11 protein-coding genes and 1 pseudogene are annotated in these 13727 nt (G+C 68.5%); 5 read left to right on the plus strand and 7 right to left on the minus strand.

Annotation, left to right across the window (positions count from 1 at the left end):
• Nucleotides 1-130 precede the first annotated feature (130 nt).
• Nucleotides 131-481, plus strand: a complete 351-nt coding sequence (locus AC1D1A_RS15685) for a hypothetical protein (protein ID WP_018772389.1) — start codon at nucleotides 131-133, stop codon at nucleotides 479-481.
• 88 nt (nucleotides 482-569) lie between these two features.
• Here AC1D1A_RS15685 and AC1D1A_RS15690 read toward each other — a convergent pair whose 3' ends face one another.
• Nucleotides 570-953, minus strand: a complete 384-nt coding sequence (locus tag AC1D1A_RS15690; RefSeq protein ID WP_476948116.1) for a VOC family protein — start codon at nucleotides 951-953, stop codon at nucleotides 570-572.
• 134 nt (nucleotides 954-1087) lie between these two features.
• On the opposite strand from AC1D1A_RS15690, the gene AC1D1A_RS15695 reads away from it, so the two are divergent.
• A complete protein-coding gene (locus AC1D1A_RS15695; protein ID WP_026266249.1) occupies nucleotides 1088-1516 on the plus strand; it encodes an OsmC family protein in 429 nt (142 codons plus the stop codon).
• Nucleotides 1517-1624: 108 nt separating this feature from the next.
• Here AC1D1A_RS15695 and AC1D1A_RS15700 read toward each other — a convergent pair whose 3' ends face one another.
• The gene (locus AC1D1A_RS15700) at nucleotides 1625-5218 is read right to left on the minus strand and encodes a S41 family peptidase (RefSeq protein ID WP_476948117.1); all 3594 of its coding nucleotides are present in this window, start codon (nucleotides 5216-5218) and stop codon (nucleotides 1625-1627) included.
• A gap of 74 nt (nucleotides 5219-5292) precedes the next feature.
• Here AC1D1A_RS15700 and AC1D1A_RS15705 point away from each other — a divergent pair, with 74 nt between their 5' ends.
• On the plus strand, nucleotides 5293-6186 hold the full coding sequence (locus AC1D1A_RS15705) for a TIGR01777 family oxidoreductase (protein WP_476888312.1): 894 nt from the start codon (nucleotides 5293-5295) through the stop codon (nucleotides 6184-6186).
• Nucleotides 6187-6195: 9 nt separating this feature from the next.
• Here AC1D1A_RS15705 and AC1D1A_RS15710 read toward each other — a convergent pair whose 3' ends face one another.
• From AC1D1A_RS15710 to AC1D1A_RS15730, 5 genes are all read right to left on the minus strand, one after another.
• Nucleotides 6196-7542, minus strand: a complete 1347-nt coding sequence (locus tag AC1D1A_RS15710) for a M20/M25/M40 family metallo-hydrolase (RefSeq protein ID WP_476948118.1) — start codon at nucleotides 7540-7542, stop codon at nucleotides 6196-6198.
• Nucleotides 7543-7545: 3 nt separating this feature from the next.
• Nucleotides 7546-7992: a hypothetical protein gene (locus AC1D1A_RS15715; protein WP_476870594.1), complete on the minus strand. Its 447-nt coding sequence runs from the start codon at nucleotides 7990-7992 to the stop codon at nucleotides 7546-7548.
• Complete coding sequence (gadC, locus tag AC1D1A_RS15720) at nucleotides 7989-9431, minus strand: glutamate/gamma-aminobutyrate antiporter GadC (protein ID WP_476870593.1); 1443 nt, start codon at nucleotides 9429-9431, stop codon at nucleotides 7989-7991. The genes AC1D1A_RS15715 and gadC overlap by 4 nt, the downstream gene beginning before the upstream one ends.
• A gap of 196 nt (nucleotides 9432-9627) precedes the next feature.
• Entirely contained in the window at nucleotides 9628-10914 is a 1287-nt protein-coding gene (locus AC1D1A_RS15725) for an APC family permease (RefSeq protein ID WP_476932622.1), read from the minus strand.
• A 79-nt stretch (nucleotides 10915-10993) separates the two neighbouring features.
• Nucleotides 10994-12610 carry a serine/threonine-protein kinase gene (locus AC1D1A_RS15730; RefSeq protein ID WP_476948119.1) on the minus strand — a complete coding sequence of 539 codons (1617 nt, stop codon included), beginning with the start codon at nucleotides 12608-12610 and terminating at the stop codon, nucleotides 10994-10996.
• Between the two features lie 107 nt (nucleotides 12611-12717).
• Between AC1D1A_RS15730 and lipB the strand changes: the two genes are divergently transcribed.
• Nucleotides 12718-13386 carry a lipoyl(octanoyl) transferase LipB gene (gene lipB / locus AC1D1A_RS15735; RefSeq protein WP_230007918.1) on the plus strand — a complete coding sequence of 223 codons (669 nt, stop codon included), beginning with the start codon at nucleotides 12718-12720 and terminating at the stop codon, nucleotides 13384-13386.
• Nucleotides 13383-13727: pseudogene (locus tag AC1D1A_RS15740) on the plus strand (lipoyl synthase); the annotation flags it as partial. The gene lipB and the pseudogene AC1D1A_RS15740, both read left to right, overlap by 4 nt.

Raw genomic sequence — 13727 nt, forward strand, 5'->3', positions numbered from 1 at the left:
GCGACGGCGGTGCGGGCTCCAGTGGGAAACCACCGGGCGCCCGTGCCGCCGTCGCCGTTTTTGCTGTTCCGCCCCGGGGCCGCGGCGGGTCCTACTACGGTGCGTAGAAGACTCTGGCTACACTGATGCCATGAACATCGTCTATAACGTCATGGTCTTCCTGCACATCATCGGCGCCGCCATGATTGTCGGCATCTGGATCGGCCAGATGAAGAAGCCCACCGTCCACCCGCGCCAGTTTGACGGCGCGATGCTGCAGCTGATCACGGGCATCATCATGATGGGGCTGATCCCGGCCCTGGACATGAACGCCAACTACGCCAAGCTCGGCGTCAAGCTTGTCATCGCCCTGATCGTCGGCGTCCTGGCCTTCATTGGCCGCCGCAAATACAAGAAGGGCGAGCCGATCAGCAAGGGCCTCGCGAACAGCGTTGGCGGCCTGGCACTGCTCAACGTCGCGATCGCGACCCTGTGGCAGTAGCCGGCTGACTGCACCGGCCATGACGGCGCCGCTCCCCCGCCGGGGTGCGGCGCCGCCGTCGTTTAACTGCCGCCGTTAAACCGGCTTGTCAGTCGCCGGCGATGCAGAATTCGTTGCCCTCGGGATCCTGCATGACATCCCAGTGGAAGTCGCCGATGTCATTGCCCTCCACGAACCGGGCACCGAGGGACTCGGCGCGGGCGCGCAACGCCGCAGGGTCGGGCCCATGGATGTCCAGGTGCAGGCGCCGCCTGCCCTCCGTGGGGTCCTGGACCTGCTGGAAGGCCAGCTGCGGGGCTCCGGTGCCGGCGGGTTCCAGCCAGACGAACTGCTCGAAGCGCGAGGAGACCACCGTGCCCAACAAGTCGGCCCAGAACTGGGCCAGGCGCCCGGCGTCGACGGCGGTGACCATAATCGTGGCGATACGCGCCCCGGGCGCCCCTGGCACCTGCGCATCTTCGGTAAGTTCCATGACGACACTGTACGGGTCACAATCCTCTGACAGCGGAACCCCCGTGCGGCGGCCGCACAGAATCCCTAGGATTGATCACGGCAGGCTCCGGCACCAGCCGGACCCCTGATTCACAACGACGTCGAGGAGTGGACATGGCTACAACACGCACCGCACACACTGTATGGAATGGCGACCTGATGACAGGCGCCGGCAACACCACCCTGGACAGCTCCGGGCTGGGCAACTTCGACGTCACCTGGAAGGCGCGCGCCGAGGCCGCCGAGGGCAAGACCAGCCCCGAGGAGCTCATTGCGGCAGCGCACTCCGCGTGCTTCTCGATGGCGTTCAGCAACGCCCTGGCCCAGGCCGGCCACACGGCCGAGGAGATCAACACCAAGGCCGACGTGACCTTCCAGCCCGGTACCGGGATCACCGGCAGCCACCTCACCCTGGCCGCGCGCGTCCCCGGCATTTCCGCCGACGATTTCCAGCGGCTGGCCGAGGAAGCCAAGACCGGCTGCCCCGTCTCCGCTGCCCTGACCGGCATCGAGATCACCCTGGACGCCACCCTGGCCTCCTAGCCCGGCCGCAGTACGACGAAGGCCCCCGCCGCCCTGGATGTCCAGGGGGGCGGGGGCCTTGCCATCTGTCCTGCGCGGACCGTCTGTGCGGGCCGCGCCCGGGAGCGCCTAGGCCTGGCCGGCCTGTTGGCGCGCAGGCAGCGGTGCGGGCCGGACCCGGCGGTAACCCTCGCGCAACGGCGGACGGTCCGTGGGCAGTTCCTGGATCATTTCCTTCAGCGCCCCGATGCCGTACTCCAGCTGCGGGTCGGTTCCGGCGGCGTAGGCGTGCGGCGGGAAGGTCACCTCGATATCCGGGGTGACGCCGAAGTTTTCCACGCCCCAGCCAACGCCACCGGCGAACCAGGTGGCGTAGCGCGGCTGGGTGACGCCGGTGCCGTCGGCCAGCGCGAAGCGGTTGTCGATCCCGACGACGCCGCCCCAGGTGCGGGTGCCAATGACGGGCCCGATCCCCCGCAGCTTGGAGACCTGCGTGATGATGTCGCCATCGGAGCCGGCGAACTCATCGGTGAGAATGATGACCGGTCCGCGGGGAGCGTGGTGCGGGTACGTCCGCGGCTTTTCCCCGCGCGGCATGCTCCAGCCGGTGACCTTGCGCCCGATGAGTTCGGCCACGAGCTGGGAGGTGTGGCCGCCACGGTTGCGCCGGACATCGACGATCAGTCCGTCCAGGGCCGTTTCGGTGTCGAGGTCGCGGTGGAGTTGTGCCCAGCCGTTGGCCATCATGTCCGGGATGTGCAGGTAGCCGAACGTCCCGTTCGAGGCTTCCCGGACAGTTCGCCGGTTGCCGGAGACCCATTCCTGGTAGCGCAGGCGCTCCTCGTCCTTGACCGGGACCACGGCCACGCGGCGCTGGGCGCCCGCGGCCGCACCATGGCCGGCGCCATTGCGCAGGGTAAGTTCCACGGCGCGGCCGGCCGCGCCGACCAGCTGCATTGCCGGGGTCCGCGTTTGGGTCAGTTCGACGCCGTCGATCGCCAGCAGGACGTCGCCCGGCTTCGCGTCGGCGCCGGGACGGGTCAGCGGCGAAGTGGCCAGCGGGTCAGAGGACTCCCCCGCCAGAATGCGGGTGATTTCCCACCCCTCGCCGGTGAACCCCAGGTCCGCGCCGAGGCGGCCCTGCGGGCTGCTGCCGTTCTCGACAGCGGCCATGGGCCGGACGTAGGCGTGGGAGGTGCCGAGCTCGCCGTGCAGCTCCCACAGCAGGTCCACCAGGTCGTCATGGGAGCCGAGGCGCTCCACCACCGGGCGGTAGCGGGCGTGGACGGACTCCCAATCCTGGCCGGCCATGTCCTCGGTCCAGAAGAAGTCGCGCTGGAGCCGCCATGCCTCGTCAAAGGCCTGGCCCCACACACTGAGTGGGTCCAGCTGCACCCGGATCCGGCCAAGGTCCACCTTGACCAGCTGGCCGGAGTCCTCATCGGCCTTGGCGGCGGCCGGCGCCACGCGGATCTGCTTGTCCTGGATGAACACGATCTTTTCGCCGTCGCCGGAGAGCCGGTAGCTGTCCAGGGCCTCAACGATCGTGGCGGTGCGGCGCTTGGCCAGGTCGTAGCGGACCAGGCTCGGCGCCGCGCCCTTGTCCTCGAGGCTGGCCCGGCCCTCACCGGTGGTGCCGGCGAGCTCGCTGTCCAGCCAGAGCAGGGCGCCGGCGACGGCGGTGAGTCCGGCGTAGTTGCCTTGCGGCACCGGGACCCCGATGACGCGGTGGGCCAGGCCCTCGGCGTCGACCCGCACGGACGGCACGGGTTTGGCCGCCGGCTGCGGCCCGGACGCAGCACCCGCTGTTCCGGCGGCACCTGCCTCGGCGTCGGCGTCGGCGTGGAGGTCGACGCTCGGGCCGAAGGGCGAAGGTGTGTCGGCGGCGAGGGCGACGAGGTACGGCTTGATCGGGCTCGGGAAGGACAGATCGAAGGAGTGCCCGTCGTAGACCGGGTCGAAACTGCGGTTGGAGAGGAAGGCGAGGTATTTGCCATCCGGGGTGAACGACGGCGACTCGTCGCGGAACCGGCCGTCGGTGACGTCAATGATCGCAGCTCCGGTGCCGCCGTCGATCCGGGTGATCCGGAGCCGGCTGCGGGACCCGAAGGACGTGACCGGCTCGGACCAGCCGAGCCACGCGGAGTCCGGGGACCATGTGAATCCCTCAATGCTGCCCTCGCCGATGCTGCTCAGCTGGGATATCGTGCCCGTGCGGGTGTCGGCAAGGTAGATATCACCGAACGCCGTGCCGACGGCGAGCCAGCGCCCGTCCGGGCTGGCTTCGATGGCGCTGGTCCGGCTGGGCTTGGGGAAGTCGATCCGCGTCAGCTCATCGGAGGCAGGCGCGGCCTCCACGGCGGCGCCCGCACCGGCCCGGTCGGGCTCGGAGCCGGCGATGGAGCCGGCTGCGTCTGCTGCAGCCGGGGCCGGGACCGCTGCGACCGGGCCTGACACGGAACCGTTTGCAGCGGCGGGGATTGATCCTGCGCCGGTCAGCGCGGCGGCGGACACCGGCTTCGGCAACTGCATGCCTGCGTCCTCGGCGGAAGCAGCGGGCCGGGCCGTTGACTCGGCAGCGGACTGCACGGCCGGCTGCGGGGCCTTCGATGCTGCCGCAGCCGCTCCGGCCAGGGGCGCCGCAATGGCTTTCAGGTACAGGGCCTCGACGCCGTCGTGGTCGGCGACATAGGCGATCCGGCCCTCGCCGAAGGGCCGCGGCAGCCGTGCCCGGACGCCCGGGGTGGCCTCGAGGACGCGGGAAGGGCCGTCCTTGTGCCGCAGCCAGTGGACGGTTCCGTGGGATTCGACGGCACTGGACGCGCCCGTGCGGTCCGGTACGACGTCGCCAAGGTGCTTCGAGGGCTTCAGCGGGGCGGGCCGGCGCGCCTGCGAGGCGGAACCGAGCACAATGTCGAGCTTGACGGCCTCGGCGTCGAGGCTGGGCAGCAGCCAGAGCTCACCGGCCGATTCGAAGATCACGCGTTCGCCGTCGGTGGCGGCGTGGCGGACATAGAAGTCCTCGTGGTCCGTGTGGCGCCGCAGGTCGCTGCCGTTGGGCAGGACGGAATAGAGGTTTCCGTAACCCTCGTGGTCGGACAGGAACGCGATCCGTCCCTTGACCCACAGGGGGTCCGTGAGGTTTCCGTCCAGCGCGGCAGCGAGCCGGACGAATTCACCGTTTCCGTCGGCGTCGATCCACAGCTTGCCGGCGGCGCCGCCGCGGTAGCGCTTCCACCAGGCCGGCTCACGTGACAGGACACTGGCGAGCACCACAGGGCGTTCATCGCCGACGACGGGGCCGAAGGCCACCGACTCGACCGGGCCGAACGGGAGTTCCTGCGCCCAGCCGCCGGTCACGGGGAGGCTGTAGGCGTGGGTGTGACGGCTGTCGGACTGGCGGAACGCGCTGGTCACCAGGACGTCGCCGTCGGGGGTGAAACCCTTGACCCGGGTGGAAGGGTGGCCGAAGTAGCTCAACTGGCTGTAGCCGCCGCCGTCGACGTTGGCCGTGACGACTTCCGGGGCAGTCCCTTGGACGACGGTCCAGACCAGACGCTTGCCGTCGGGGGTGAAGCGCGGGTTGCGGGCCGGCAATTGCAGGGAGGATACGCGCCAGGCGCGGCCCCCGCCCACGGGTGCAATCCAGACGTCGTCCTCGGCCACAAAGGTGACCAGATCGCCGTGCAGATGCGGGAAACGGAAGTAACTCGAGGGGGTCATCGTTCGATCATAGCCACAACGGTCCTTACGGCCCGGGAGGTTTCGCGGCCGTGCCGGGCATGGTGAGATGGATCATGCGAATCCTTATTGCCGGGGCCTCCGGGCTGATCGGAACTGCCCTTTCGGGTGCACTGCGCCGCGAGGGGCACGACGTCGTCGCCCTGGTCAGGCGTGCCCCTGCGTCCCCAGCCGAGTTCCAGTGGGACCCGGCTGCCGGCCGGATCGACGACACCGCACTGAAGGGCGCGGACGCGGTGGTCAACCTCTCCGGCGCCGGAATCGGCGACCGACCCTGGACCAAGGCGCGGGTCAACGAGCTCCGCGCCTCCCGGCTGGGGGCTACCCGGACCCTCGCGGCCGCCATGGCGCGCACCGACGCGCCGCCCGCCGTGTTCCTGAGCCAGTCGGCCTCCGGTTACTACGGCAACGCCGGTACGGCGGTGCTGCGCGAGAACGCGCCGGCCGGCACCGGCACCCTGTCCCGGATCTGCGTCGACTGGGAGGCCGCGGCGCATGAGGCGCCTGCCGGAGTCCGGGTGGTCACGCCCCGCACCGGCGTCGTCCTGAGCCGTTCCGGCGGCGCACTGGGCCGGCTGTTGCCGCTGCTGCGCCTGGGTGTCGGCGGCCCGCTCGGCGATGGCCGGCAGTTCTGGCCGTGGATCACTCTGCCGGATGTGGCTGCCGCCTTTTCCTTCCTTCTCTCGGCGCCCGTGTCCGGGCCGGTCAACGTCTGCGCCCCCGAAGCCGCAGATGTGAATTCCCTGATCACGCAACTGGCCAGGGCGCTGCACCGGCCGGCGGCGCTGCGGGTACCGGCCCCGGTGCTGCGGCTGGTGATGGGCGATCTCGCCGAAGAACTGCTGCTCGCGAGCCAGCGGCTGGAGCCGGCCGTCCTGGCGGAGAACAGCTTCGCCTGGAAGCACCCGTCCCTCGCCGGGGCCGCCGCCTGGGTGGCAGGGCGCGGCTAGCTGCCGCTATTAGCCGTGCAGCGTCGCGTACCTCCGGAGGAAGAGGGCCAGGGACTCTGCCAGGGCCCTGATCTCGCCCGGATCGACGCTCTCATTCGGTGCATGGATCAGGGCGAGCGGCTCCTCGACGCCGAGCAGGATGATCTCCGCGTCCGGGTAGGTGTCGGCGAAGACGTTGCAGAGCGGGATCGATCCCCCTTGCCCCAGGGTTGTCATGGGCGTGCCGTAGGCCTGGGACATCGCGGCGCTCATGGCTTCAAAGGCCGGGCCGCCGACTGCCGCCTGGAATGGCGACCCGATGGCCTCGAGGTCCACCGTGACGTGGACATCCCAGGGCGCGGCCGCCTTGAGGTGGCTGACCAACGCCGTGTGGGCGTCGGCGGCCGCCATGCCCGGCGGGACGCGCAGGTTCAGGCGCGCCGAGGCCCGCGGCGAGATCGCCGCCGTCGAGCCGGTCACCGCCGGGCAGTCGATGCCGAGCACGGTGACCGCGGGCCGTGCCCAGAGCATGTCGGACACGGTGCCGTCCCCCAGCAAGGACACTCCCTCAAGGACGCCGGCGTCGGTGCGGAACTGCCCTGGCGGATAGGGCGCACCGGTCCAGGTCTGGGCGTTGTCCAATCCCATGACCGTCGTGTTGCCTTGCCGGTCCCGCAGTGATGCCAGCATGGCGATCAGTGCGGCGAGCGCGTCGGGGGCAGCCCCGCCAAACATGCCGGAGTGGAGCTCTGACGCCATCGCCTCCACCGTCACCACGACATTGACCATCCCGCGCAGGGTTACGGTCGCGGCGGGGTGGCCCACGGCGGCGTTGCCGGTGTCGCAGACCAGGATGGTGTCGGCACGGAGCAGGTCCGGGTGGCCGGCGACGAACGCCTCGAGCCCGCCGGTGCCCTGTTCCTCCGACCCCTCGACCACCAGCAACAGGTTCACCGGTACGTCGCTGCCGAGTGCCCTCAGTGCGAGCAGGTGGGCGAGGATGTTGCCCTTGCAATCGGCGGCGCCGCGGCCGTACCAGCGGCCGTCCACTTCAGTGAGCTCGAAGGGCGGGGTCCGCCATRCCGAGTCATCGAGGGGTGGCTGGACGTCGTAGTGCGCGTAGAGGAGCACGGTGGGCGCGTCCGGATCGGGTCCGGGCCTGGAGCCCACCACCGCGTCGGAGCCGTCCGGGGTCCGTTCGAGGCGGGCGTCCGAAAATCCGAGTCCGGCGAACTTGTCCAGCACCCACTGGGCAGCCTTGGCACACTCCTCGACGGGAAACTGCCGCGCATCCGCCACTGAGCGGATGGCAACAAACTCGGCGAGCTCCTCCCGTGCCGGACCCATCAGATCGGTGATGCGGGCGCGCAGGTCCACGGCTCACGCACCACCCGTGTGGTACGTCTTGAGGTCGTCGATGAACTCCTGGAACTCAGCGAGCTGGTCCGGGCAATAGACCTTGATAATCGCGAGCTCGCCGACGGCGATCCGGGCGTTCCCGATCACCGGCCTGTATCCGGGCCCGGTTGCCCCGTTCGCCAGCTGGCTCAAGAAGGTGGCCCGGCTCAACGCGCTGTTCGGGTTCGCGCAAACGGCACCGCCGTCGTCACCGAGCACCCGAGCTATCTGCTCGCGCGAGGGTGCCGTCCCGCCGGCTGATTCGATCGCCGCGATCAGTTGGTCGGCCTTCGCCAGGGATTGTTGTGTCTCCCTCGCCGACCGGAAATTCAGCAGTGCGACGACGGCGAACACCACCAGCAGGATCATGGCAACTATGTAAACGACCGAGCGGCTGCGCCTGGTCGAGGACTCCTGATGCGTGCTCATGACCTAGGCGCCTCCGTCTGAGCGTCTTGCTCCGGCAGCTTCCACGAGGGTTTGCGGAACCTGTAAAAGAGGAACGGCACGAGCAGGCCCAGTCCCAGCGCGCCGCCGGCGACGATCAGGAAATAGACGGCCGGATCGCCGTTGCCAAACTGCGACGGCGGGACGAACCCGACGAGCAGGGCGGCCAGGGAGGCGGTAAAACCGACGCCGCAGAGCCCAACCAGCATTGGCGCCCGGAAGCCACGCGCGTGGTCCGGGTCGTTGCGGCGCAGCCGGACGGCGGCCACGAACATCAGCAGGTACATGATCAGGTAGACCTGCGTGGTGATCACCGAGAAGATCCAGTACGCGCTGGAAACATCCGGGATCAGCGCGTAGCCAAGCGCGATCACGGTGGTGACGAGCCCCTGGACCACCAGGAGGTTCTGCTGGATGCCGTTCTTGTTCAGTTTCTGCAGGAACGGCGGGAGGTATCCTTCCTCACGCGAGATCAGCAACAGGCCCTTGGACGGACCGGCCAGCCAGGTCAGCATGCCGCCGAGGGAGGCGGCAACCAGCATGATCCCGAGGATTGGTGTCAGCGCCTGGAGGTTGAAGGAGGCCAGCACCGCGTCAAAGGCCTGCATGACACCGGCTGTGAGGGAGAGTTCATCGGCCGGAACGATCCAACTGATCGCCAGCGCCGGCAGGATGAAGATCAGCAGTACCAGTCCCATGGCCAGGAACATCGACTTCGGATACTCCTTACCCGGGTCCTTCAGCGAGGACACGTGCACAGCGTTCATCTCCATGCCGCTGTAGGACAGGAAGTTATTCACGATCAGCACCAGGCTGGCCAGCCCGGCCCACTCGGGGAAGAAATTCGCCGCGGTCATCGGAGCGGCGGACGGATTGCCCTGGCCGAGGAAGACCACACCCAGGATGACGAGCAGGGCGCCCGGGATCAGGGTGCCGATGATCAGGCCACCGCTGGCCAGGCCCGCGACACCCTTCGTGCCGCGGGATGAGACATACACGCCGGCCCAGTAGAACACCACGATCACCAAGGCCGTCCACACGCCGCTGCTGGCCAGCGCCGGGTTGAAGACGTAGGCGAGCGTGCTCGCGACGAATCCCAGCAGGGTTGGATAGTAGAAAATCGTCATCGCGAACTGGCACCAGACCGCCAGGAAGCCCATGGGTTTGGAGATTCCGGACGATACCCAGTTGTAGATGCCGCCCTTCCATCCGGACGCCAGCTCGGCGGACACAAGGGACGTGGGCAGCAGGAAGACGATCGCGGGAACCACGTAGAGGAAGACTGAGGCGAGGCCGTAGACGGCCATGGTCGGGGCCGCACGGAGACTGGCCACCGAACTCGTGGTCATCAGTGCCAGGGCCACCCAGGAGATCCACACGGCCGGTGGTGCCTTCGGCCGGGTCACTGCCTGTTCGCTCACGTGAGCCACACCCTCAAGTTCCCCGTGGTCTGCGCCACGGGCCAGGCGGAGCTAAACCGCCTGGGGCGAGTAGTCGTCGGCTTGAACATGCCCACTGCCCCCCCCTATCACACAAAGTGCTCGGTGCCTACAGCATGGACCTAGGAATTAGCAGGGAATAGTCCCCAACTCCCCTATACGTCAGATCGCCGGGGTGCTAATTTGCGCGGTTTCGGGCGCGCTTCCACAGCAAATCGGTGATCAGTGCCAGTGCAAGGATGACCACCAGCGCGGCGGCGGTGGCGGGTTCATTGACGAGCGTGGTTGTGCAGAACACGACGAACGTTCCCAAGGTCGCAATCAGGGCGATGATAAGCACCAAAAGCTTGGCCCCGGTCTCCCGGTACACCTTGAAGTGGGCCATCGTGACCGCGGAGAAAATGAGCAAGGCTACTGCACTTCCAAGCGACGCGATGCTGTTGAGGTTGAACGTCACCACCATCACCGCCGCGAGGCCGGCCATGACCAGCAGCCCAACCGGCACCTGCCTGCGGCCCACGGAGCGGCCGAAGACCGGTGGAAACTGTCCCACCGAGGCGAGATGCCGGGTCATCCCCACGGAAGGATAGAGGCTGGCGTTCACCGCCCCGGAAGTGGAGAGCAGGGCGGTGATCACCATCAGCACATAGCCGAACTGGCCCAGCGTCGGCTTGGCGGCCTCGGCCAGCGCAGTGGCGCCGTAGGCGACGACCTCGTCGGCGGTCAGGGTCCCGAAAACTCCCAGCGAGACGGCGACGTACACCGTCGTGGCGATCGCCAGCGCCAGATACATGGCGCGGGGCAGTTGACGGGACGGGTCAGGCAGATCCTTCGCGGTAAAGGTGATGACGCCGAACCCGAGGAAGGCGAAGAACGTCAACGCCACGCTCGCGATGATCTCGCGGACGCCCGGGTAGCCGGCCGGATCCAGGAGCGCTGGGTTCCAGTTCGCGATCGTGACAATCGCGAACACGGACAGGATGGCCAGCACCATCTTCACGATCACCGACTGGACTCTTGCGACCGCCGTGGAACCGACCGCGTTCAGGACGGTCATGACCAGGATGAGCGCGACCGCGAACACTTTGGCCCAGCCTGGGTCGCGACCGGTCAGGACTGCACTGGCATATCCACCGAAGGACGACGCCACCATTGCCCCCACGATCGCGCCGGTCACGTAGAACAGCCACGAAACGATGCCTGTAGCGTGCCCCTCCCCGAACCCCCGGGCCAGGTAGGCCAGCATGCCCCCGCCCGATGGGTAAGTCGCGCCGAGCTTCGCGAACGAGTACCCCTGTAGGCCGGCGATGGCGCCCGCCACCAGAAAGGACACCCACACAGCCGAGCCGGCGACAGCGCCGGCTGCGCCCAGCAGCGCGAAGATTCCCGCGCCCACCATGGAACCCACCCCGATGAACGCTGCTTGAATGACGGTCATCTGCTTCTTCGGAACCGTGGTCGACATGGCGTCCCTCTCCGGCGTCAGGCTCTCGCTAGCAGCCGTCTCGGTGGGAGGTTACCACCGCGCCCTGAAGCGTGGAACCCTAGCCGGCTCCGGACCCCGGAGGTAGCACGTCCTGGATCCGCCAGCGCCCGTCGACGGGCACCAGGACCAGGTGAAGCTGCTGTGCGGAGGCGGCGGGTACTTCGGCCACCGTGGCGCCGTTCCCATCGATTTCCCGGTAAGCGGAAGGTGCAGTGGTGATGGCCACCACTGCCCGGGCGGGGCTGCTCTCCGCGGTGGTCTCGATCCGGGTCAGGGAGGTCGAGAATCCGGCCAGGACGTGGCCGGAGGCGCTGAGCTGCGCTTTGATGCGGCCGTCCGAGGCGGCGGCCGACGAGTCCGGGGCGTTGACGGCATCGAGCAGACTGAAGTCGCCGGAGCTCAGTGCCAGTGAACGGAGCCGGGCCAGGCCGCGGACCGCCTCCACCGGGTCGGCGGAGGCCAGGAGTGCCTCAAGATCGGGAAGGATTGCGGTGGCCCCGCCGGCGGCGGTGGGGGGCGGCGGCCCGCCAACCGGCCCCTCCGCCGGTCCCTCGCGGCCCACGGGACTTCCTGTCTGCACCGGCGCATCGTGGCCGGACACGAACCCTGGAAACAGCCCGGCGACGGCGTCGGAGGCCGGCCCGCCATCGGCCAGCAGCCAGATGCCGGCCAGCAGGACTGCAGCGGCGAGAGCGGGAAGCAGCGCCCGCCGCGCGGGAGTCCGCCGGAATCCGCGGTGGAGTCCGGTTTTCCGGATAGCGCCTGGGCGCCGGCCCGGGCCGGACTGCACGGCCTTGCGTGTGAGCAGTTGGGGGATGACCGTGGGGTGCACGGAGACCGACAGATCGACGGGCTCCGCCCGGGCGCTGCGGTAGACCAGAGCGGCAAACTCCGCCGCCGGGGGACGCTCCCGGCGTTCCCCGCCCAGCCCCGCTTCGAGGGCGGCAACCAACGCTGCCGGCACCTCCGGGACCAGCAGGCTCAGCGGTGGACGATGCGGGCCGGGCTCGGGGGCCCGTCCGGTGAGGCAATACCAGCCCAGGGCGGCCAGGGCGTAAATGTCGCGTTCGGGCTGCAGCCCGGCCCGCACAGCGTCCGACGGGGCGGGATCCTGGAATCCTGCTGTGCCCTCTTCGGCGACCGGAGCGGCGTCGGCCACCATGCGCGCGACGCCGAGATCGGCCAGCAGCGGTTTGCCGTCAGCCGTGAAGAGCACGTTGCCGGGGGCCACATCACCGTGGGTGAAGCCTTGGCCGTGAAGGTATGCCAGGGCCTCCGCGATGGGAGTCAGGACCGTCACCGTTTCGCCGGGACCCAGACGTCCCCGGCTTCCCACGAGCGTCGCCAGCGAGCCGCCGGGTGCGTAGTCCAGCGCAAGCCCGAGGCCGCAGCCGCCAGAGTCGTGAACCGGCAGGCGCACCACGGCATGCACGCGAAGCAGGTGGCTGTGTGCCAGGGCGGAAAGGATCCGTACTTCGCGCCGCATGACGTCCCCGGCCTCGGATTCTTCCGGTGCGGCGCGGTCGGCATCGAAGCATTTCAGGGCGAACTCGCGGCCCGTTGACTGTTCGGTCACCAGCCAGACCGTGGCGCTGCCGCCGCGCCCCAGCAGCCGTCCGACGTCGTAACCGGGAACCTGGGGGGCCGCACCGGCGGCCGGCGGGAGATCTTCCATACCCAAGGAATAGTCGATTGCGCGGAATCGTGCAGAAGTTATCCACAGGCATGAGAGCTTAAGCACACAAACGGGAGGTGGGTGCGGCGGGGTCTAAGCTTGATGCCATGACTCTTGAGTTCAAACAGCTGGGTCTCGCCCCGGACTTCGTCGATTACACGCGCGGATGGGACATCCAGCGCGAATTGCATGAAAAGGTCCTCGCGGGCACCGCGCCCAGCACTGTACTGCTGCTCGAACACGCCGCGGTTTACACCGCAGGCAAGCGCACCGAAGACCACGAACGGCCTTTTGACGGAACTCCCGTTGTGGCCGTGGACCGCGGCGGCAAGCTGACGTGGCACGGCCCCGGCCAGCTCATTGGCTACCCCATCATCAAACTGAAGAACAAGGCTGGCATCCGCGACTACGTGGAGCGGCTGGAAGCGGTCATCATCGCCGTCCTGGCGGACTACGGCATCGCCGCCGTCCGGATCAAGGGCCGCGCTGGCGTGTGGATCGAACAGGACGAAAAGGGTCCGGACCGCAAGATCGCGGCCATCGGCATCCGCGTCCACGAAGGTGTCACCATGCATGGCTTCGCGATCAACTGCAACAACGATCTCGCCCCCTACGGCCAGATCATCGCCTGCGGGATCAGCGACGCCGGAGTCACCACGATCGCCCAGGAACTTGGCAGGGACGTCACCCCGGCGGACCTCATGTCGCGGATCACCGAAGAACTGCGCAAGAATGAACAAGCCCTAGTTGCAACCCCAGAAGGAGCTCTACTGTGACACTGGCACCAGAAGGCCGGAAGATGCTGCGCATTGAGCAGCGAAACGCGGCCACACCGGTGGAACGGAAGCCGGAATGGATCAAGGCCAAGGTCCAGATGGGCCCGGAGTTCGTCCAGCTCAAGAACCTCGTGAAGAAGGAGGGCCTCCACACCGTGTGTGAGGAGGCCGGCTGCCCGAACATCTTCGAGTGCTGGGAAGACAAGGAGGCCACCTTCCTGATCGGCGGCTCCGAATGCACCCGGCGCTGCGACTTCTGCCAGATCGACACCGGCAAGCCCTCGCCCGTGGACATGTTCGAGCCCACCAAGGTGGCCCGCTCGGTCCAGGCCATGCAGCTG

It is taken from the genome of Arthrobacter sp. P1_B9 (assembly GCF_056406495.1).